The sequence below is a fragment of the Blastococcus sp. OS1-29 genome (genome assembly GCF_057628075.1).
This window is the reverse complement of record NZ_JBXXJK010000008.1, coordinates 292839-312704: the sequence shown is the minus strand read 5'-3', so window position 1 is coordinate 312704 and position 19866 is coordinate 292839. Positions and strand designations below refer to the sequence as shown.

The 19866-nt window shown below is 72.7% G+C and carries 17 protein-coding genes; 4 read left to right on the top strand and 13 right to left on the bottom strand.

All coding sequences use genetic code 11. From position 1 onward, the window contains the following. Positions 1 to 94 precede the first annotated feature (94 nt). Positions 95 to 1093, top strand: coding sequence for a hypothetical protein (locus AC2H4J_RS20905; protein WP_487466839.1), 999 nt, complete (start codon positions 95 to 97; stop codon positions 1091 to 1093). On the opposite strand, the gene AC2H4J_RS20900 is transcribed toward AC2H4J_RS20905, so the two are convergent. The 4 genes from AC2H4J_RS20900 to AC2H4J_RS20885 all read right to left on the bottom strand — a co-directional run bounded on the left by AC2H4J_RS20900 (position 1090) and on the right by AC2H4J_RS20885 (position 7056). Continuing rightward, a complete protein-coding gene (locus AC2H4J_RS20900; RefSeq protein WP_487466838.1) occupies positions 1090 to 1836 on the bottom strand; it encodes an enoyl-CoA hydratase-related protein in 747 nt (248 codons plus the stop codon). The genes AC2H4J_RS20905 and AC2H4J_RS20900 overlap by 4 nt on opposite strands. A 71-nt stretch (positions 1837 to 1907) precedes the next feature. Continuing rightward, a complete protein-coding gene (locus AC2H4J_RS20895; protein ID WP_487466837.1) occupies positions 1908 to 3866 on the bottom strand; it encodes an oxidoreductase in 1959 nt (652 codons plus the stop codon). Further along, the gene (locus AC2H4J_RS20890; RefSeq protein WP_487466836.1) at positions 3863 to 4990 is read right to left on the bottom strand and encodes an NAD(P)H-dependent flavin oxidoreductase; all 1128 of its coding nucleotides are present in this window, start codon (positions 4988 to 4990) and stop codon (positions 3863 to 3865) included. Before AC2H4J_RS20890 ends, AC2H4J_RS20895 begins: the two co-directional genes overlap by 4 nt. A gap of 5 nt (positions 4991 to 4995) precedes the next feature. Continuing rightward, entirely contained in the window at positions 4996 to 7056 is a 2061-nt protein-coding gene (locus AC2H4J_RS20885; protein ID WP_487466835.1) for an acyl-CoA dehydrogenase family protein, read from the bottom strand. 85 nt (positions 7057 to 7141) lie between these two features. On the opposite strand from AC2H4J_RS20885, the gene AC2H4J_RS20880 reads away from it, so the two are divergent. Continuing rightward, a complete protein-coding gene (locus tag AC2H4J_RS20880) occupies positions 7142 to 7750 on the top strand; it encodes a TetR/AcrR family transcriptional regulator (RefSeq protein WP_487466834.1) in 609 nt (202 codons plus the stop codon). Next, the gene (locus tag AC2H4J_RS20875) at positions 7747 to 8523 is read left to right on the top strand and encodes an SDR family NAD(P)-dependent oxidoreductase (protein ID WP_487466833.1); all 777 of its coding nucleotides are present in this window, start codon (positions 7747 to 7749) and stop codon (positions 8521 to 8523) included. Before AC2H4J_RS20880 ends, AC2H4J_RS20875 begins: the two co-directional genes overlap by 4 nt. 1 nt (position 8524) lies before the next feature. Here AC2H4J_RS20875 and AC2H4J_RS20870 read toward each other — a convergent pair whose 3' ends face one another. The 4 genes from AC2H4J_RS20870 to dctP form a co-directional block, all read right to left on the bottom strand. Beyond that, positions 8525 to 9277, bottom strand: coding sequence for an EthD family reductase (locus AC2H4J_RS20870; RefSeq protein ID WP_487466832.1), 753 nt, complete (start codon positions 9275 to 9277; stop codon positions 8525 to 8527). Continuing rightward, positions 9232 to 10632, bottom strand: coding sequence for an MFS transporter (locus tag AC2H4J_RS20865; RefSeq protein WP_487466831.1), 1401 nt, complete (start codon positions 10630 to 10632; stop codon positions 9232 to 9234). Before AC2H4J_RS20865 ends, AC2H4J_RS20870 begins: the two co-directional genes overlap by 46 nt. After that, positions 10625 to 11425, bottom strand: a complete 801-nt coding sequence (locus AC2H4J_RS20860) for an SDR family NAD(P)-dependent oxidoreductase (RefSeq protein ID WP_487466830.1) — start codon at positions 11423 to 11425, stop codon at positions 10625 to 10627. The genes AC2H4J_RS20865 and AC2H4J_RS20860 overlap by 8 nt, the downstream gene beginning before the upstream one ends. A gap of 96 nt (positions 11426 to 11521) precedes the next feature. Continuing rightward, positions 11522 to 12820, bottom strand: coding sequence for a TRAP transporter substrate-binding protein DctP (dctP, locus tag AC2H4J_RS20855; protein WP_487466829.1), 1299 nt, complete (start codon positions 12818 to 12820; stop codon positions 11522 to 11524). Between the two features lie 192 nt (positions 12821 to 13012). Here dctP and AC2H4J_RS20850 point away from each other — a divergent pair, with 192 nt between their 5' ends. After that, positions 13013 to 13618 carry a TetR family transcriptional regulator C-terminal domain-containing protein gene (locus AC2H4J_RS20850; protein ID WP_487466828.1) on the top strand — a complete coding sequence of 202 codons (606 nt, stop codon included), beginning with the start codon at positions 13013 to 13015 and terminating at the stop codon, positions 13616 to 13618. Here the strand turns inward: AC2H4J_RS20850 and AC2H4J_RS20845 are convergent. From AC2H4J_RS20845 to AC2H4J_RS20825, 5 genes are read right to left on the bottom strand one after another with little or no spacing between them, the layout of a single operon-like run. Continuing rightward, the gene (locus tag AC2H4J_RS20845) at positions 13615 to 14814 is read right to left on the bottom strand and encodes a cytochrome P450 (RefSeq protein ID WP_487466827.1); all 1200 of its coding nucleotides are present in this window, start codon (positions 14812 to 14814) and stop codon (positions 13615 to 13617) included. The genes AC2H4J_RS20850 and AC2H4J_RS20845 overlap by 4 nt on opposite strands. Positions 14815 to 14827: 13 nt before the next feature. Continuing rightward, positions 14828 to 15319, bottom strand: a complete 492-nt coding sequence (locus AC2H4J_RS20840; protein ID WP_487466826.1) for a nuclear transport factor 2 family protein — start codon at positions 15317 to 15319, stop codon at positions 14828 to 14830. After that, on the bottom strand, positions 15312 to 16661 hold the full coding sequence (locus AC2H4J_RS20835; protein ID WP_487466825.1) for an acetyl-CoA carboxylase biotin carboxylase subunit: 1350 nt from the start codon (positions 16659 to 16661) through the stop codon (positions 15312 to 15314). Before AC2H4J_RS20835 ends, AC2H4J_RS20840 begins: the two co-directional genes overlap by 8 nt. 10 nt (positions 16662 to 16671) lie before the next feature. Next, positions 16672 to 18282, bottom strand: coding sequence for an acyl-CoA carboxylase subunit beta (locus AC2H4J_RS20830; RefSeq protein ID WP_487466824.1), 1611 nt, complete (start codon positions 18280 to 18282; stop codon positions 16672 to 16674). Next, the gene (locus AC2H4J_RS20825; RefSeq protein ID WP_487466823.1) at positions 18279 to 19865 is read right to left on the bottom strand and encodes an AMP-binding protein; all 1587 of its coding nucleotides are present in this window, start codon (positions 19863 to 19865) and stop codon (positions 18279 to 18281) included. Before AC2H4J_RS20825 ends, AC2H4J_RS20830 begins: the two co-directional genes overlap by 4 nt. Position 19866: the final 1 nt, after the last annotated feature.

The following is a 19866-nucleotide window of genomic DNA, read 5'->3' as shown; positions in this document are numbered from 1 at the left end:
GCCGCCAAACTCAACGGGCGCCCCCGCAAGACCCTGGGCTTCAAGACCCCAGCCGAAGTCCTCGCCCGACTACTCTCCGAAGATCAACAAGCTGGTGTTGCGACGACCAGTTGAATCCGCCCCGCCGATCGCCACGAGTTCGCATGACTCGACGGCGAGCGATGCGCGGGAGACGCCGCAGGACAAGCGGTCCGGCGGCCACGCCATCGCGCACCACCCGGCCGGCGCCTCCCTGCTCACCGCCGCCGGCCTGGTCACCAGCCTGACGCTGGTCCCGCTGCTGCTCGACCAGCTGAGCTTCGAGGTCGCCAACCGTGCGGCCGACACCGCTCGCAGCGCTGCGGCACCCTGGCCGGCCGGCGGCGAGCCCTGGTTCTGCCCGGGGTGGATGGCGGCCACCGCCGCGGCCGTCGCGGTCCTGATCCTGGTCGTCGCCGCGGTTGGGCTCAAGCTGCCCGACGTCGGCGTCCTCGCCGTGGCCGTCGTCCTGGCGGTCACCACGGCCCGCGCTGCGTGGGCGACGTTCGCCGTCCTGAATGCCCACCTGTGGGAGCTCGTCCCGGTCGTTATCGTGTGCCTGCTCGCGTTCGGCAGCGCGACCGCAGCGGTGTTCCGGTGGCGCTCCCCGGAAGGCAAGGACTCCGGCACGGGCGCCGGCGAGGTCGCGGGCGTCACCATCGGCTCCTGGCTGCTCGTCGTCCTGCTGCTCCTCGGCGGCTCGGCGATCGCGAGCAGCGCGGAGACCCACGCGTTCGGCAACGTGACCTCACCCCCGGAGGATCTCGCCGGCCTCCTCAGCGTCCGCGCGGCCGACGCCCCGCAGGTCCACGACCTCCGCGGTTCGTGGGTGCCCCAGCTCGGCGCGGCGCAGGTGGCGGACGACGCCGCCGCGACCGCCTACGCCGTCGCCCACCACGCCTTCACCAGCCGCTTCCCTGCCCTGCTGGCGCGGGGCGACGACGTCGGCGCCGCCGACCTCGACAGCACCTGGTGGCTGAGCCTGGCCGACCAGCCGTTCGGGTCGCAGCAGGAAGCCGCAGCCTGGTGCAGCTCGAGTGGCGTCGCCGGCTGCACCCCGCGGCAGATCGGCTAGTTCGCCGAGCGGCGCATCGACCACATCTGGGCGGGGCGCTCGTACTGCATCGCGACGTCCCAGCCCACCGCGCCGTTGACGACCTCCTTGCGGAAGTTGCCGACCGCCACCCGCGCCAGCTCCGGGTCCGCGGCGACCCGCGTCGCGAGCTCCAGCGCGCGACCCTCGACGGCGGCGTCGTCCGGCGACTCCCAGGCCAGGCCGAGCTCCACCGCCCGGGCACCGTTGATCTCCTCGCCGAACAGCGCCATGGCGGCCGCGGCCTCGCGGCCGATCAGCCGCGACAGAATCACGAAGTGCCCGCCGCCGGGGTGCAGCCCCCGCTTGAGGAAGCCGCAGATCAGCCGCGCGTCGTTCGCCACGATCCGCAGGTCTGCGGCGAGCAGCATGTTCATGCCGGCACCGACCGCCGAGCCGCGCACGGCGGCCACGGTCGGAACCCGCACCTGCCCCAGCCGGTAGAAGGAGTCGTAGATCCGGCCCATGCCGTCGTATGACTCGGGAGAGGCCGGGTCCTTGCCCGCCGAGGTCAGCGTCGCGATGTCGCCGCCGGCGCAGAACGACCTGCCGACCGCCTTGATGACCAGCGCCCCGACGTCGGCGCGACCGTCCACTTCGTCGAACGTCGCGATCAGCTCATCGGCCATCCGCGGCGTCAGCGCGTTGCGGCGATCGGGCGCGTTGAGCGTCACCACCGCCACGCCGCCGTCGACCTCGAGCAGGACCTCATCTGTAGCGGCCACGAGTGCACCCTTCCGTCCGCGGACCGGCCCCGGCGCCGGCACCCACCTTGATCGAAGCATGCGCAGGGAAGTCAGACCGCCGGGGGCCCGACCAGGATCCGCGCGAGTGCGTAGGCCTGCCGGGTCGCCGCCACGAGGCGGCGCGGCGCGAAGGCGTCGCCGAGCACGTGCACCTCCGGCAGCCGCGGCCGCAGGTCCTCGTACAGGCTGGCGTCCGCTGCCCCGCCGCAGGCCAGCACCACCGAGTCGACGTCGGTGAGCCGCCCGATCTCCCGCGTGTAGACGTCGCGCACCTCGACGCCGTCGGCGGTGATCGCGACGACCTCCTCCAGGTGGCGGAAGCGCACCCCGCGCCGGTGCAGGCGGGCGAGGATCCCCCCGAGGATGTAGCGCCCCAGCTGCGCGGCGGGCTGCGCCGTCCCGTACACGAGCGTGACGTCGTGACCACGCTCGCTGAGCAGGTCGGCCAGGCTCAGCGGCGGCAGGTGGTCGTCCTGCGCCACGACCAGCACGCGGCGCCCGAGTTCGGCGGTCCCGGCGAGCACCTCCCGGATGTCGGCGGCCGCCTCCACGCCCGCGATCCGCGGTCGGTGCGATATCGCGCCGGTCGCGACGGCCACCACGTCGGCGCCCGCGGCCTCGACCGACGCGGCGTCCGCCCGCCGGCCCAGCGACACGTCCACTCCGGCCCGCTCCAGACGCCGTCCCTGCCAGTCCAGGTAGGCCGTGTACTGCTCGTAGCCCGGCGCCCGCGCGGCCAGCCGGAGCTGGCCACCCAGCACGTCGTCGGCCTCCCAGAGCCGCACCCGGTGTCCACTCTCGGCCGCCAACCCGGCCAGCTCCATGCCGGCCGGCCCCCCGCCGACGACCAGCAGGTCGCGCGACTCCCGCGCCCGCGGCCAGGGGCCGTCGACCTCGTTCGACGCGTGCGGGTTGACCGCGCATCCGAACGGCAGCCCCTCGGCGTACCGGCGGCTGATGCAGTCGTTGCCGCCGATGCAGGGCCGGGCCTCCGTGCCTGCTGCCGCCTTCGTCAGCAGCGACGGCTCGGCGATGTAGGCCCGCGCCATGCCGATCACGTCCGCGTGGCCGTCGGCCAGCACCTGCTCGGCCACGTCGACGGACGTGACCCGGCCCGTGTAGACGACCGGCAACGACAGTCCGCCCCGGAACCGGCCGGCGAGCTCCGCCCACTGCGCCGGCCGGTAGAACTGCGGCTGGATGTAGCTCGGGTCCCCCCACGGCGAACCGATGACCAGGTGGAAGAAGTCGACCAGGCCGGTCGCCTCGATGTGCCGAGCGATCTCCAGCCCGGCATCGGCGTCGTACCCGCCGGGCACCTCCTCGCGCATGGTGAAACGGACGCCGAGCGCCATCCCGCTGCCGATCTCCTCGCGCACGGCGGTCAGCACCTCGGCGGCGAAGCGGACCCTGTTCTCCAGCGAGCCGCCGTAGGAGTCGGTGCGCTCGTTGGTGTGCGGTGAGAGAAACCACTCGAGCAGGTCGTCGTGGTTGAGGTGCAGCTCCAGACCGTCGAGCCCGGCCTCCCGCGCGCGACCGGCGGAGAAGCGGTACTCGGCGACGTAGTCGGCGATCTCCGATGCGCTCAGCACGTGCGGCCGCTGGTTGGACAACGGCGAGCTCAGCTGCTGCGACGGCGCGTGCGGCACCCCGCCGATCACGGTCAGCTGGGACGTGACGACGGTGCCGTGCGCGTGCATCGCCTCGACGAAGCGCGCCACCCGCTCCACGAAGGTCGCCGACCGGTAGTTGCCCTCGGTCTCCGCGCCGTACCCCGAGGGCTCGAAGCCCGGGATGATGGGATTCCTGATCCGGCCGCGGACGCCGTCGATCCAGGCGGCGCCGTCCCGGGCGCGCGCCTCCCAGTAGGCGATGTTGCGCGCGGCCTGCTCCTCGGTGCCCCACAGGTCGCCGATCGCCGAGCCGTGCGGCGGGATCATGATCCGGTTGCGCAGCTGCATGGTGCCCAGCCGGACCGGGGTGAATACGTGCGGGTGGCTGCTGCTCACTTGAGGACCTCCTGGAGTTCGGCGATCCGCTGCGCGCAGCGATCGACCATGGTCTGCACGATCTCGGCCGCCGGCAGCGGGTCCCCGAAGGAGCCGACCACCTGGCCGATGAAGAAGGACTCGAGCGCCACCGCGCCCTCCTCGCCCCGGGTGGCCGCCTCGTCGATGAGCGACCAGGCGTCCTTCGCCAGCAGCACCTGCAGCGGCATGGGCAGGGATGCCGGCGCTCCCGGCGACTCCCACGCCTCGTGCCAGGCACTGCGCAACTGCCTGGCCGGCTTGCCGGTGCGGGTCGTCGACCGCACGGTGTCCCCGCTGCCGGCCGCGATGAACTTGCGCTTGATGGCGACCGGCGTGATGTCCTCGACGCTGTTGAGCCACACCGAGCCGCACCACACGCCGGCCGCGCCCAGCGCGAGCGCTGCGGCCATCTGCCGGCCCGAGGCGATGCCGCCGGCGGCCAGGACCGGCACCGGGCCGGCCAGGTCGACGATCTCCGGCGTCAGCACCGTCGTCGCGATCGTGCCGGTGTGCCCGCCGGCCTCGGTGCCCTGAGCGACGAGGACGTCGACTCCCGCGTCCAGCTGGGCGCGGGCGTGCGCAGCCTTGCCCACGAGTGCGGCGACGACGACGCCGGCGTCGTGGGCTCGGCGGACCAGATCGGGCGGCGGCGGGCCGAGCGCGTTGGCGACCAGCGCCGGCTCGTGCGCGAAGGCGACGTCGAGCAGCGCCTCGACGCCGGTCGGGGCGATCGCCGACACCGTGTCGTCACCGCGGCCCAGCCCCTCGGTGAACCGGCCGGGGTCGATGCCGTAACGCGCCAGCAGCTGCGCCACGAACCGGATGTGCTCCTCGGGGATCTGCGCGCGCAGGCCGGCCACCAGGTCGCGCGGGTCGCCGGCGACGGTGCCGGCCGGCACCAGCAGGTCGACGCCGTAGGGCCGGCCCTGCACCTGCTCCTCGATCCAGGTGAGCTGGGCGTCCAGCTCCTCCGGCCGGTAGGCGGTGGCGGCCAGCACCCCGAGGCCACCGGCGTTGGTCACCGCGGCGACGACCGCCGGCGAGCGGTTGAACCCCACGATCGGGACGTCGATGCCGAGGAGCCCGGTGAAGGCGGTACGCACGGCGCTCACTCCCGTGGCAGGCCGAGCGCCCGGGCGATGATGCCCCGCTGGATGTCGTTGGTGCCGCCGCCGATCACGTACATCGGGGCCAACCGCAGCGCCGCCTCGAAAGCCCCACCCCCCGGCCCTGCGGTCAGTGCCGCCTCCGGCCCGAGCAGCTCCAGCACCTGCTCGCCGAAGTCCTCGGCGAGGTCACCGCCGAGGACGGCGGCCATCGGCGGGTAGAGCCGCGCGTCGCGGCCCTCGGTCGCCCGGGTGGCGGCGAGCACCAGGGCGCGGGTGGCCTGCAGCCGGGCCGCCAGCGAAGCCAGCCGGTCGCGGCGGGCCGAGCCTGGTGGCCCCAGCCGGGCGGCGTCGGCGCGCAGCAGCGCGAGGACGTCGTCGAGCTGCCGGAGCAGGACCGAGGAGATGCCACCCATGACGATCCGCTCGGAGGCCAGGGCGTCGGTGATCACCCGCCAGCCACCGTGCACCTCGCCCACCCGCGTCGAGTCCGGCACTCGGACGTCGTCGTAGAACACGGTGCAGGAGATCTCTCCGGAGAGCGCCACGTGCTGCTGCACGGTGATGCCGGGGGTGTCCATCGGCACCAGGAAGATCGTGATCCCGGCGTGCCGGGGCCGGGCGTCGGGATCGGTGCGGACCGCGAGCCACACGTGGCTGGCCGTCTGCGCGCGGGTCGTCCACGCCTTCTGGCCGTTGATGACCCACCCGTCGCCGTCGCGCTCGGCGCGGGTGCGCAGCGAGGCCAGGTCCGACCCCGCCTCCGGCTCGCTGTAGCCGAGGCAGAAGGCCATCTGCCCGGCGCGGAGCAGCGGCAGGAACTCCGCCTGCTGCTCGGCCGTGCCGTGCCGCAGGATCGAGTGACCGAGCAGCAGGGTCGCGCTCATGGCCCGGTCGACCGGCCCACCGGCGTACTTCAGCTCCTCGTTGAGCACCACCTGCTCCTCGAGTGTGGCCTCGCGGCCGCCGTGCTCCCGCGGCCAGCCGAGCGCGAAGAGCCCCTCGTCGGTCATCCGGGTCCGCAGTCCCTCGACGTCGAAGCCGTCCGAGCGGCGGAACTCCGCGAGCAATGCCCGCACCTGCGCCCGGAACCCCTCCGCGACCGGACCCAGGTCCAGCGGCGGTAGCGACCGGCCGCCCTCGACCAGGGCGGTGTCGACGCCCGGTGCCGTGCCGCGGCCGGAGCGCAGTGCCAGTACGTCGGCATGCACGCCGCGGAACAGCCACGCAACCTCGTGCTCCTCGAAGTAGCCGATCGCCCCCAGCGTGTGCTGAGCGCCGGAGAGCACGCCGATGGCGTGGTCCTCGACGAACCGGACGGCGAGCCCGCATGCGAGCTCCGCGTGCGGCATCTCCGCCAGCACGGCAGCGACGGCGTCGTCGAGCAGTCGTTCCCCGGCCCGCAGCGCGATCTCGCCCTCGGCCACCCGCTGTTGCACCGCGCCGAAGGCGCCGATCGTCCGCCCGAACTGCCGGCGCGTGACCGCGTGGGCGACGGCGAGTTCGTGTGCCCGACCCGCAGCCGCCACGGCGCGCACGGCCACGGCGAGCCGGTGGAGCCCCACTGCCGCACGCACGGCCTCGGGCGCCGCCGGTAGCCGCACGCCAGGCTCGGCCACCGTGGCGCGCGACCACGCCGGCACTGCCAGCCCCGGCTCGGCGGTGGAACCCACGACGTCGAGGAGCGCCGCGGTGCCGGCCACCGCATCGAGTCGCAGGACGTGCGTGGCCCCGGGGGCGTCGACGAGGCCGGAGGCCCCCATGGCGACGGCGGGGCGGACCGTGCCGTCGGCGATCGCCTGCCCCAGTGCCTCGTCGGCCAGCAGCGCCGCGACGTAGGCGTCGGCCAGCGGCACGGTGCACGCCCGCCGGCCCAGCTCACGCACCGCTCCGGCGAGGAAGTCGAGCGCTCCCGCCGACCCGAGCTCGAACCAGCCCTGCGCGACCGCGGTCCGGGTCAGCGCCTCGAGGTCACCGGTGGGGGCCGCCGTCGCCGTCCCCCACTCGGCGTCGAGCACCGCGGCGACCGACCGCGCGAAGTCCGCTGCCTCGGCACTGGACACCGATTCCACCCCATTAACTGGACGACTGCCGTACAGTAATTGATACTGAACGCCACCTGTCCAGGAAGTCAAGGAGGACCGCACGGTGATCACCGCACCGGAACGGCCCGGCCGCCCGCGCGACCCTGGCGTCGACCGCAGGGTGCAGGACGCGGCCGTCGAGCTCTTCGGCCGGGCCGGGTGGGCCGGCTTCAGCATCGACGCGGTGGCCCGCGCCGCCTGCGTCGGCAAGGCCTCGGTCTACCTCCGCTGGGACAGCAAGGAGGACCTGCTCACCGAGGCCGTCGCCGAGGCGTTCCGGCCGATCGCCGCGATCGACACCGGCGACGTCCGCGCCGACCTGGTCGCCCTGGCCACGCTGCTGCTGGACCTCTACGGCGGACGCAACGGTCCCGCCGCCCGCCGGATGACCCTGGAATCCGCGTCCGTCCCGGCGCTCACCGAACGCTGGGAGTCGGTCCGCCGGTCGCAGGTGGCCACGGCCCGGGCGATCGTGCGTCGCGCCGTCGACCGCGGCCAGCTCCCGCCCGGCACGTCCGCCGGCCTGCTCCTCGACGCGCTCTGCGGCGCGGCCATGAACCGGCCCGTCGCCACCCCAGCACACCTGCGGGCCCGCGCGGAGCAGACCCGCGACCGCTATGCCACAGACCTGGTCGACCTGCTGCTGGCCGGTGCCACCCGGGGTGTTCGGTGACCGGCCGGCTGGCCGGCAAGGTCGCCCTGATCACCGGGGCCGGGTCGGGTCTCGGCCGCGCCTCGGCCCTTCGGTTCGCCGCGGAGGGTGCGGCGGTCGCCGTCGTCGACCTCGACGGCCAGGCGGCTCAGGCCGTCGCCGCGGAGGTCGAGGCAGCCGGCGGAAAGGCATACGGGATCGCCGCCGACGTCACGTCCCCGGCGTACTGCGAGGCGATGACGAACGCCGCTCTCGAGGTGTTCGGGCAGCTGGACGTGGTCTTCGCCAACGCCGGCATCTCGGGCACCGGCTCAGCGGCCGACCTCGACGTCGCCGCCTGGCACCGGGTGATCGCGGTCAACCTCACCGGCGTCTGGCTGACCTCTCGGTACGCCCTGCCGCACATGCTCGAGCGCGGGTCGGGCGTGATCCTCAACCAGGCCAGCATGGGTGGGCTGATCGGCGTCCCGGGCATCTTCCCGTACACCGCGGCCAAGGGCGGGGTCATCGCGATGACGCGACAGATGGCCGTCGAGTACGGGCCCCAGGGCATCCGCGTCAACGCGCTGTGCCCCGGCACCGTCTACACGCCGCTGGTGCAGACCTCGCGCGACGCCGGCGGGAGCGAGCTCGACGTCGAGGAGGCCAACGCCGCGGCGGCCCAGCGCTTCCCGCTGCGCCGCCTGGGCACCGTCGACGACGTCGCCTCGCTGGCCGTCTTCCTGGCCAGCGACGAGGCGGGCTGGATCACCGGCGGCATCTACCCCGTGGACGGCGGCCGCTCGGCCCAGTGACTCAGGTGGCCGGATGCGGCCGCGCCGGGATCGAGAAGAACAGCTCCTGGGAGAGCAGGACGCCCAGGAAGAAGTCGGTCGATCCCTCCTCCAGCAGCGCCCGCGCCTCGCGGAACCGTTCCGAGGCCAGGAACGCCTCGGCGGCGGGCTCGTCGTCGAACCACAGCTCCACCGACCAGTCGAGCACCACGTCGTCCGGCCCCGGCACGACCAGGTTGCCCGGCCGGATGCGACCGCGCTCCCCCGTGCCGACGACGTGGGTGCGCACCGACGGGTCGTCGCCCAGGTCCCCGAACGCCGCCCGGTACTTCTCGATGAGCGCGTCGTCGCCGTCGCGCGACCGGCCGTAGGCGATCGCCTTCACGATCGTGGGGCCGGTGCGGAACGCCCCGGCGACCACGTCGAAGACCGCGGGCGTGTGCACCGGGAGCGACTCGTCGCGGGTGAGGGCCATCGCGGTCACGTAGGCCGCTCCCATCGTGTGCACCGTTCCGTCGCCGAAGGTCGCGAAGCCCTCCATCGTGTTGAAGTCCGCGGTGCAGTCCTCGACGGAGTCCCAGTAGAGCTGCGCGACGCGGAACGCGGTCGCGCCCACGTGCGGGTTGGGCTCGGACATCAGCCGGCCCACGCCGTACCGGCGCAGCCGCGGCATCCGCCGGGCGACCGCGGCATGCGTGTCGAGGTACCAGCGTTCGAACTGCTCCTCGGTCAGCGTTCCGGGGCGTTCCATGAGCCAGGCGACGGTGACGGACACGGGACCTCCGGTAAGACGGGCCGGCGGGCGCCGGCGGCGATCAGACGGGTGCCGGCCAGGCCGGCGGTGGGCAGCACGACGAGGGCGGCCAGCGTCCAGGCCGGACCGATGACGTCGAAGAGGCTCCCGGCGACGGCGGATCCCACCGCGCCGCCGAGCAGGAAGACGAGCTGGGCCACGCCGATGCCGATCCCCCGCAGCTCTGCCCGGGTGCGGTCGCCCACGAGGACGACCAGCGAGGCCTGCCCGATGCCGGCGGTCGAGGCCATCACGGTGGAGGCGGCGACCAGCAGCACCGGCCCCGGCCACCCGCTCGTGGCGAACGCGCCGACCGCACCGAGCCCGGCTGCCAGGATCGATCCGGCGCAGGAGAAGCCCAGCGCACCCCCGGGACCGGAACGGGCCACCAACGGGGCCGACGCGCGGGCGCCGAAGAACCCGGCGATCGCGGCCGGCAGCAGGGCGGCACCGACCTGCCAGAGCTCCCAGCCGCGGGCAGTGAGCTCCAGTGGCACCGCCACCATCAGCCCGAACCAGACCGCGGTGATGCTGGACGCCGACACTGCCGCGAGCATCGTCGGCCGGTCGCCGAGCACCTCCCGGGGCAGGAAGCCGCGCGGCCGCCGTCGGACCCACCACGCCAGCACGGGGGTGCCGAGGAGCAGCAGCGGGATGCCGGCCCGCTCCAGCGGCAGGGACGACGACGGCGACTGCGCGAGCAGCACCACCCCGCCCGCCGTCAGCACGACGAGTCCCGCGCCGACCAGGTCGATGCGCGCGCCCGTGCCGCTCGAGGGGATGACCCGCCACAGCGGGAGGAGCAGCAAGCAGGCCAGAGCCGGCGGGACGAGCACCCAGCGCCAGCCCACCAACGACTCGGCCTGCCCGCCGAGCACCGGGCCGAGGCAGGCGATGCCGGTCGCGAGCGCCGTCACGCGGCCGACCGCCCGGCCGGGCACGTCGCCGCTGCCCAGCCTCGCCGACAGGGCCAGGACCAGAGGCGGCACCGCGGCAGCGCCGACGCCCTGGGCCAGCCGGCCGGTCACGACCAGCCCGAAGGACGGTGCCATCGCGGCGGCCAGGGCACCGACGGTCATGACCCCGACCCCGACCGCCAGTGGCCGCCGGATGCCGTGGGCGTCGCCGAGCCCGGCGAACACCGCGGTACAGGTGGCCAGCATGAGCAGGTAGCCGCTGACCGTCCACGAGGCGTCCGCGGCGGGCACCCCGAGATCGTCGATGATGCCCGGCAGCACCACGGCGGCCGCGGCGCTGCCGAGGCTCATGAGGCCGAAGAGCAGGCCGGCCTGTGCCGTCCAGCCGGCCGGCGGTTCCCCCGCCGGTGGCTCAGGCACGCACCCCGCGCCAGGCCGTCGTCCCGCCGTCGACGGGCAGGGCTGCGCCGGTGATGAAGCTGGCGTCGTCGGAGGCCAGGAAGCAGACCGCGGCGGCGATCTCGTGGGTCGTCCCGAAGCGCGGAATCAGGTGCGTGCCGGTCATGGTGCGCAGCTGCGCCTCGCGGTCGGCCGCCTTGGCGAGCACCCCGAGCGCCATCGGCGTCTCGATCGATCCGGGACAGAACGCGTTGCACCGCACCTCGGGCGCGAGGTCGATCGCCAGCGACCGGGTGAGCTGGATGACCGCTCCCTTGCTCGCCGTGTACGCCGGCATCCCGTACCCCGTCATGCCCGCGACCGAGGCGGCGTTCACCACCGACGGTCCGCGGTCGCTGGACCGCAGGTGCGGGGCGGCGTGCTTCGTGGCGACGAACATCGCCCGCACGTTGACCGCGAACACGCGGTCCCACGACTCGATGCTCAGCCGCTTCAAGGTCGGCGGCTCCTGCTGCACCTGCACGTCGGTGATGCCGGCGTTGTTGACCAGCGTGTCGATGCCACCGGCGAAGTCGGCGAACGACGCAACCATCCGCTCGATCTGGTCGGCGTCGGCGAGGTCGACCGGGAGGACGACACCGCGGCCCCCCTCGGCCTCCACGAGCGCCAGGGCCTCCTTCGCCCGCTGCTCGTCGAGATCGGCGATGCCGACGGCCGCCGCGCCGCGCCGGGCGGCCTCGACCGCGATCTCCCGCCCCATCCCCTGCCCGGCCCCGGTCACCAGCACCCGCTTGCGGTCCATCGCGCCTGCCACGTCGTTCGCTCCTCGAGATGAGAGTCGGTGCGCAAGACGGGCGGGCGGAGGAGGAGATCGCTCTCCTCCCCCGCCCGCGTACCACCTACTGCGCGATCAGGACGGCCGGTGGTCGAGCATGACGTCCTCGAAGACCTTCTTGGCGAAGGGCTCGAGGTCGACCTTCTCGTCGGCGTACCACTTGGCGAAGTCCAGGTAGGTGTCCTGGTCCTTGTAGCCGAGGTCGCCGGTGATGATCTTGTGCCACTTGTCCGCGTCCTTCAGCGCGAGGTCGACGAAGGCGTCGCCGTCCTTGACCGCGGTGGTCTTGCGCATCTCCTCGAGGAAGCCCTTGTTCGCCGCCTGCAGGGCCTTCTTCGCGTCGGCGTCGTAGGGCTGGAAGCCACCGCCGGCCTTGTCGATCGCGCCGATCGCCTTGCTGATCGCCTCCCACGTGCCCGACACCGTCGACTGCAGGAAGACGTCGAGTCGGTCGAACATGAGCTGACGCGCCTCCAGCGGCAGGCCTTCCCAGACCGCCTTGTTGACGGCGATGTTGCCCGTGGTGATCGCGAAGCCGGTGTCGGGGTCGACCGTCACCTTGTTGGCCACCTGGGCGTAGCCGCCGAGGTCGATGCCGAGCAGCGAGCTGACCGTGCACGCCGCCACGCCGCGGGAGAGGCTCTCGTACACCTCGGTGTAGGGGATGGAGACCGGCGTCCCGCCCAGCGCCTGGATCTGCTTCCCCTGCCGGCTGCCGCCGGAGAGGATCTGCGCGCCCTTGAAGTCGTCCAGACCTGTGCGCTCGGTGCTGCACACCATGTGGCTGTGGCCGGAGTTGAACGCCGGCAGCAGCACGTGCACGCCCTTGTCCTCGAACTCCTGCTGCGCCTCAGGCGTGTGCATCAGGACATCGAGCATCCAGGCGTGCGACTCCATCACACCGACGAGCGGCGTCTGGTGGCCGATGAAGGAGATCTCGTTGATGGCGGAGCTCGCCGGGTAGTCCGACGGCTCGTAGATCGGCAGCGCCAGGCCGACGTCGAGGCGACCGTCCTGCAGGGCGTTGTCGATCTCCGTCGGTGGGGCGACGGCATTCGAGTACGCGATGTCGAACTTGATCTTGCCGTCCGACCAGTCTTCGACAGCGTGGAAGTACTCCTCGAACTTCTTGCTCGTCGCGGAGCCCTCGGGACCCGGCGTCTGGGTGTGCAGCGTCACCGGCGTCATGTCGGCCAGCGCCTTGGCGTAGTCCTCCTTCGAGGCGCCGTACTCGACACCGTTGCTGTCACCGCTCGCGGCGTCGCCGCCGTTGCTCTTCGCCTCTTCGGCGCACGCGGACAGTGCGAGCACCCCGACGAGCGCCGCGGCCCCGAAGGCGCGCCGTGCGGTCCGGGTCGTTCTCCCTGCAGTCATTGCCTGGTTCTCCCTCACCGTCGGGGTGTCGGCCTCCGCCGAGCGGGGAGATGTAACCATGATTTTGTGACGTGTGACAATGCTTACCGTGCCAATAGTTACAAGAGATTGCTGTCGGTGGTCTCCCCCTTTCCGGTCCTCGGGGGGCCCGGAAGACCCGGTCCGGCGCACCCGGCTCCGTAGGATCACGCCGTGCCGAAGATCGTCGATCCCGAACACCGCCGTGCCGATCTCGCCGCGGCGGCCGCCCGGCTGATCGCGACCGTGGGGGTCGAAGGTGTGCGCCTCAAGGACGTCGCGGCCGCGGCCGGCTGGACGACGGGCGCCCTCACCCACTACTTCCCTGACAAGCGGGCCCTGCTGGTCATGGCGATGACCACGTCGTTGGACCGCCTGCAGGGCCGCAAGGAGCTCGAGGTCGGTGAGCAGGCCGACGAGCTGCGCTGGCTGCTCGAGCGGGCCCTCCCCCTCGACGAGGAGCGCGTCCAGCACTGCCGCGTGTCGCAGGCGTTCCAGGTCGAGTCCTGGGCCGACCCCGAGCTCCGGGAGATCGCGCTGCGGTCCTACCGCCGATGGCGCCGGCGGATCGCCACTCTGATCGCCGACGGGCAGGCATCCGGCCGGTTCCGGCCGGGTCAGGACGTCGAGCTGCTGGCCGACGAGATCACCGCGATGGTCAACGGCATCGCCGACCACGCGCTGCGCGACCCGGAACGGTGGCCCGCGAAGAAGCAGCTGGCCTTCCTCGACCGGCACCTGGCACCGCTGCTCGTCGCCGAGGGCAGCGGCGTCCGCTAGCTCCGGACGTCCCAGGCCAGCGGCAGCGTCTTGAGCGTCAGCTGGCCGCCCCGCTCCCGCAGCTGACCGGCGGCCGCCAGCCGGTAGTCCGGGATCCGCCGGTGCCACTCGGTCAGCGCGATGATCAGCTCGTGCCGGGCCAGGTGCATGCCCAGGCACCGATGCGGTCCGGCCCCGAAGCCGACGTGCTGGTTGAGATTCGACCGACCGGGGTCGTAGCTCTGGGGCTCCGGGAACTTCCGCGGGTCGCGGTTGGCCTGCGCGATGCCGAGCCAGACGATGTCGCCCTTCTTCATCTGCGCGCCGTGGAAGTCCACGTCCTGGCTGACCAGCCGGCCGTCCTGGATGACCAGCGAGTACAGCCGGACGAACTCCTCGATCGCCTTGGGCACCAGCCCCTCGTCGGCCACCAGTGCCCGCCGGTCCTCGTCGTGGGTGGCCAGGTGGTGGAACATGTAGCCCAGCGCGCTACGGGTGGTGTCCAGCCCCGCCGTCATGAGGGTCATGCAGATGGTCAGGATGTCCTCCCGGCCGAACCGCTCACCCTCGACCTCCGAGGTCGACAGCCGGGTGAGGAAGTCGGTCTCCGGGTCGCCGGGGTGGCGCTCGCGCTCGTCCAGCGCGTCGCTGAAGTACTGCTTGATCGCCTTCGACGCCTCGATCGCCGCGCGACCGCCGGAGAAGCTCTCGAAGATCTGTTCCACCCAGCGGACGAACTGCGGGCCGTCCTCCAACGGCAGGCCGACCGTCCTCAGGAAGATGTCGGTCGGGAAGCGGATGCCGAAGTCGGCCACGACGTCGCACTCGCCCCGCTCGGCGATCTCGTCGATGAGGGTGTGGCAGCGCTCGAGGACGAACGGCTCCATCGTGCGGACGGCGGCCGGCGCGAACCAGCGGTTGAGCACCCGCCGCAGGTTCAGGTGCTCCGGTCCGTCGAGGTTCTGCGGCAGGAACTGCACCGCCATCCACGGCTGCAGGGCGTTGATGACCTCGTTGCTGAACACGTCGCCCATGCGCAGCGCCTCGGTGACGTGCTCGTACCGGGTGACCATCCAGAACGGGTACTTCGTCGAGTCGTTCCACAGGAACGGCGCCTGCTCGCGCTCGGCGTCCAATAGCGCGTAGTGCTCGAAGATGGGCCGGTCGCCCCGGTAGTCGGTGTGGACGACGGGGCAGCCATCACGGGTCTCGGTCATCGAAGTCCTTCGCTCACAGGTCCGGGGCGGTGCGCCCGCGGCCCGGCCAGCGCACGGGGTCGGGCGCCGTCATCGACTCCGCGAGGTCCGCGACCGGGATGACGTAGGAGAACAGCGCCTTGCGACGGGCGAAGCGCCAGCGCCCGTCCACGCGCGCGTAGCGGTCCAGGTAGCGGACCCCGACGGCGTGGGTGGTGCCGTGCATGTCCAGCTCACTGCTGGCGGTCACCGTGCCGGTGGCCTCGTCGGGCCCCGTGAACTCGACGACAAGACCGTGCGCGACGTGCCGGGCCCGGCCGTGCTCCTCGCGCATCTCGCGAAGCGCCCCGACGACCGCGTCGACGCCGGCGTGCGGCCCCAGCCGGGCGTCCGGTGCGTACAGCTCGGCCAGGGCCGCCCAGTCCCGGTCGTCCATGGCCAGGTTGTAGGCGTGCACGAGCTCGCCCAGTGCGACGCGGTCCTCGAGCTCGCGCACCCGGTCCTCCAACGAACGACCGTCAGCCACGCGGGGCACCCATGCGGCCGACGATGCCCGTGTCGTAGTCGCCGCTGACGAACTCCTCGTCGGCCAGCAGCCGCTCGAAGAAGGGCAGGTTCGTCTTCGGGCCGGCGATGCGGAACCCCGCGACCGCCTCGCGCGCCCGCTCCAGCGCGGCCGGCCGGTCGTCGGCGTGCACGCACAGCTTCGCCATCAAAGGGTCGTAGAAGGGCGTCACCGTCGTCCCCGCCTCGTAGCCGGAGTCGACCCGGACCCCCGCGCCGGTGGGCTCGGTCCACTCGGTGATCGCGCCCGGCGACGGCAGGAACCGCACCGGGTCCTCGGCGTACACCCGCATCTCGAAGGCATGTCCACGGGCCCGCACGGCGTCGAGGTCGGCCGCCGGCGCGAGCCCCGAGGCGATCCGCAGCTGCTCCTCGACCAGGTCCACGCCGGTGACGAGCTCGGTGACCGGGTGCTCCACCTGCAGCCGGGTGTTCATCTCCAGGAACACGTACTCCTGGGTGTCGACATCCACGAGGCACTCGACGGTGCCCGCATTCCGGTACCCGACGGACGACGCCGCGAGCACGGCTCCCTCGAGCATCCGCGCCCGCAGATCGTCCCCCACGCCGGGCGACGGCGTCTCCTCGAGCACCTTCTGGTGCCGGCGCTGCACGGAGCAGTCCCGCTCCCCCAACGCCACCACCCGTCCGTCGGCCAGGCCCAGCACCTGCACCTCGACGTGCCGGGCCCGCTCGACGAACCGCTCGAGCAGGATGCCCGGTGAGCTGAAGAACCGCTCGGCCCGCGCGCGGGCGGTGGAGAACGCCGCCCGCAGCTCTGCCTCGTCGCGGGCCAGGCCCATGCCGATCCCGCCGCCGCCGGCCGACGCCTTCACCATGATCGGGTAGCCGATCTCCGTCGCCGCCGCGACCGCGTCCTCGACGTCCGCGAGCGGCTCCGGGGTCCCCGGCGAGACCGGCACGCCGGCCTTGGCCATGAGGTTGCGGGCGTTGATCTTGTCGCCCATCGCGTCGATCGCGTCGGGCGACGGTCCGACCCAGACGAGCCCTGCGGCCTGCACCGCCGCGGCGAAGTCGGCGTTCTCGGAGAAGAAGCCGTACCCGGGGTGGACGGCCTGCGCCCCGGTGCGCTTCGCCGCCGCGAGCACCGCCTCCGAGTCGAGGTAGGACTGGGCTGGGGAGGCCGGCCCGAGGAGCACGGCCTCGGTGGCCTCCCGCACGTACGGCAGGTTCGCGTCGGCCTCGGAGTGGACGGCGATCGTGCGGACGCCCAGGCGGTTCGCCGTCCGGATGACCCGCCGGGCGATCTCGCCGCGGTTGGCGACCAGCAGTGACTCGATCACGTCGTCCCCCTCAGATGGGCTCGATGCCGTGGAACTTCGGCGGCATCCGCTTGTCGATACGGGGCGAGGCGAACCGCAGGACGGCGCAGATGCGGGCCCGCGTCTCGGCGGGATCGATGACGTCGTCGATGCCGAAGCCGGATGCGGCGCGGATCGGGTTCACCTGGGTGTAGAAGGACTCGATCATCTCCGAGCGCCGCGCCGCGGGGTCCGGTGCCGCCTCGTACTCCTTGCGGTAGGCGACGTCGACCGCGCCCTCGATCTGCATGGCGCACAGCTCCGCCGTCGGCCAGGCCAGCGCCGCGGTCGCGGAGAACGACCGCCCGCCGGCCATCGCCAGGTAGCCCAGTCCGTAGCCCTTGCGCAGCACGATGCTGATCACCGGCACGGTGGCGTTGCCGAACGCGTTGAGCAGTTTGCCGCCGTGACGCACCAGGCCGCTCTGCTCGGCGGACGAGCCGACGAAGAAGCCGGGCATGTCGATCAGCGAGATGACCGGCAGTCCGAACGCGTCGCACATCGAGATGAACCGGGCGCCCTTGTCGCACGCGGGGCTGTCCAGCACGCCGGCGAGCACCTTGGGCTGGTTGGCGACGATGCCGACCGGGCGGCCGCCCATCCGCGCGAGCGCAGTGACCAGGTTGGGTGCGTGCCGCGCCTTGACCTCGAAGAAGTCGCCGTCGTCCACGATCGGCCGGATGACGTCCCGGACGTCGTAGGCCCGGCGTCGGTTCAGCGGCACGACCGTGCGCAGCTCCTCGGCCAGGCGGTTCTCCGGATCGGCGGTCTCGACGACCTGGGCGGCGGCCCGGCAGTTCTGCGGGAAGTAGGACAGCCAGTCCTTGATCCCCTGGATGCAGCTCTCGTCGTCCTCGTACGCGGTGTCGACCATGCCGGTCTTCGTCGACATCGCGGCGCCGCCGAGCTCGTCGGCGCTCTTGTCCTCGCCGGTGGCGAACTTGACCAGGGCCGGCCCGGCGATGCCGATGGAGCCCGTGCCCTTGACCAGCGGCACGAAGTCGGCCAGCGAGGAGAAATTGGCGGGGCCGGCGAAACCCGGGCCCATCATCGCGGTGATCTGCGGGACCCAGCCGCTCATCTTCACCTGCGCCGGGAACGTGCCGGGCCCGCCGAAGGCGAACGACCGGCTGTCCAGCCCCTCCTGGATCCGGTGCCCGCCGCCGTCGAGCAGCATGATCAGCGGGATGCCCTGCTCGAGGGACATGTCGACCGTGCGGACCATCTTGGACAGGCCGGCGTGCCCGATGCTGCCGCCCATCACGGTGAAGTCGCTGGAGATGATCGCCGCCGGACGACCCGAGACGTGGCCGATCCCGACGACGACGCCGTCGGCCGGCGAGGGGATGCCGACGACGTGCTCGTAGCTCTCGTCGGCACTGGCCAGCCGGCCGTACTCGACGAAGGAGCCCGGGTCGACGAGCGCGTCGATCCGCTCGCGGGCCGACAGCTTGCCCCGCCCGTGCTGCTTGGCCATCGCCTCCGGACGCGCCTCGTCCAGCGCGGCGGTCTGCGCCGCCAGAACCGCAGGCAACCAGCCCTGGTCGGGAGTGTCGGTCGCCGGCGGCCCGGTGCCGGTGGTCGTGTCGGCGGTGCTGGTCATCGGGTCGCTCCGGAGGTCTCTGCCTGGTGGTCCCAGGTGGTGGTCCGGACGCCGTCCTTGCGGAGGACGTCCTTCTTGATCTTGGAGGTGGGAGTCTTCGGCAGCTCGCCGACGATCTCGATGTAGCGGGGCACCATGAACGCCGGCATGCGCGGCTGCAGCCACTCGTGCAGCTCCCGCTCGGTGAGGCTGCGGCTCGGGAGCAGCGAGACCACGACCATGACCTCGTCCTCGAGGTGGTCGGTCTGCACGCCGAAGGCGGCGACCTCGCTGACGTCCGGGTGGGCGAGCACCCCTTGCTCCACCTCGAGGGAGGAGATGTTCTCGCCGCGCCGGCGGATCGAGTCCTTGAGCCGGTCGAGGTAGACGAACGTCCCGTCGGGGTTCTGCACGAGCACGTCGCCGGTGTGGAACCAGAGGTTGCGCCAGGCGTCGACGGTGGCCTCCGGCTTGCGCCAGTAGCCGAGCATCACGGCGTAGGGCTCGACCGGCCGCACGAGCGCCTGCCCCGGGACTCCCGGCGGCACCGGGCGGTCCTGATCGTCGGCCAGGATCATCTCGTACATCTCCCTGCGCACCCGGCCGCAGAGGGAGGGCTCCTGCGGGGGCTGGTCCTGCGCGGGCGGAAGGGTCACCGCGCCCACCTCGGTCAACCCCCAGCCGGTGCCCACGCGGCAGCCGAACCGCTTCGCGAAGGCGTCGCCGTCGCGGAGTGCCGGCGCCATGGTCACCCGAGCCAGCGGGTGGTCGGCGTCGTCCGGGCGCTCGGGCTGCTTCCAGAGAAACTCCGCCATGACCCCGAGAAGGGTCGTGGACGTTACGCCGAACCGGTCCACGTCGGCCCAGAAGTTGCTGACGCTGAACTTCTTGCGCAGGACGGCGGCCCCGTCGGCGAGCATCGCGGCGTAGATGCCCTGCCACTGCCCGCCGATGTGGAACAGCGGCAGGGTCACCAGGACGACGTCCCCGTCGAGCTGGAAGTGCGTGCCGTTGGGGTTCGCGTACTGGTAGGCCAGGTGGTACGGGACCATCACGCCCTTGGACGGGCCGGTCGTCCCGCTGGTGTACATGATCGCCTGCAGGTCACCGGGGTGGAGCTCCGCCCGGGGCGCCGGATCGGCGTCGAGCAGTTCATCCCAAGTGGAGACTGCGAAGCCGTCGGGCGCCGGGACGTCACCGCAGAGCACGATCGTCGTCAGCTCCGGGACCTCGGGCGCCACCGCCAGGAAGGTCTCCAGGAAGTCGCTGTGGATGATCAGCAGCGAGGCGTCGGCGTCGGTCAGGATGTAGCGGAGGATCTCGCCGCGGTACGCGGTGTTGACCGGCACGCCCACCATGCCGGCCCACGCGATGCCCAGGAACGACACGACGGCGTGCATCGTGTTGGGCAGCATGGTCAGCACCCGGCCGCCGGGGGCAACGCCCCGTGCCGCGAGCCCACCGGCCAGCCGCGAGGCCAGGTCGCGGGCCTGCGCGTAGGACAGCTCGGCGTCGCCGGTGATCAGCAGCTTGTCACCGTGCCGCCGGGCCTTGTCGTCGAGCACGAACGGGAGAACCCGTTCCTCGAAGCGGTAGTCGTGCACG